The organism is Salifodinibacter halophilus, assembly GCA_012999515.1.
Lineage (GTDB): Bacteria > Pseudomonadota > Gammaproteobacteria > Nevskiales > Salinisphaeraceae > Salifodinibacter > Salifodinibacter halophilus.
In genome coordinates this window covers 1-256 of the sequence record JABEEB010000420.1, presented here as the reverse complement: position 1 = coordinate 256, position 256 = coordinate 1, and the positions used below count along the sequence as shown (strand labels likewise).

At 66.0% G+C, this 256-nt stretch carries 1 protein-coding gene; it reads left to right on the top strand.

The features are described from left to right. The coding region (locus tag HKX41_12290; GenBank protein NNC24915.1) for a 1,4-dihydroxy-2-naphthoyl-CoA synthase at positions 1–256 on the top strand (256 nt) is incomplete at both ends.

Here is a 256-nt window from a genome sequence, read left to right as displayed (position 1 = left end):
CCGCGGCGGAGGCCGTCGACATGGGCATGGCGAACGAGGCGATTCCCCACGAGGAGCTAGAGGACGTGGCGCTGGAGTGGGCCGACGAGATGACGAAGAAGTCGCCGACGGCCATGCGCATGCTCAAGTACGCCTTCAACATGACCGACGACGGCATGGTCGGCCAACAGGTGTTCGCCGGCGAAGCGACCCGACTCGCCTACATGACCGAGGAGGCCCAAGAGGGCCGCGACGCCTTCCTCGAAAAGCGCGAACC